General features: G+C 77.2%; 1 pseudogene. It reads right to left on the bottom strand.

The annotated features are described in order from the left end of the window. Positions 1-307, bottom strand: a pseudogene (locus tag CCN42_RS40135) (LacI family transcriptional regulator); the annotation flags it as partial.

Raw genomic sequence — 307 nt, 5'->3', positions numbered from 1 at the left:
GGCGCTGTGCCCCCAGGTCGGTCGGCCCGCCGACGCGGGCGATACGCCGGTGGCCGAGGGCCGCCAGATAGCGGACGGCCTCGGCGACCGCCGACGCGTCGTCCGTCCACACCGCCGGGAAGGGGCCGGTGAGAGAGGGGTGGCCGACGGCGACCGCGGGCAGGCCCAGGCCCCGCAGGGCGGGCACCCGCGAATCGTCCTCGCGGAAGTCCGCCAGGATCGCCCCCGCGATCATCCGGCCGCGCCACCACTCCTCGTAGACCGCGGCCTCCTCGTCGAGGTCGCGCACCAGCCGCAGCAGCAGCGA

The sequence above is a fragment of the Streptomyces glaucescens genome (assembly GCF_002154375.1).
GTDB classification, from domain to species: Bacteria; Actinomycetota; Actinomycetes; order Streptomycetales; family Streptomycetaceae; genus Streptomyces; species Streptomyces glaucescens.
The sequence above is the reverse complement of the archived record's forward strand: the minus strand, read 5'-3'. Positions and strand labels throughout refer to the sequence as shown.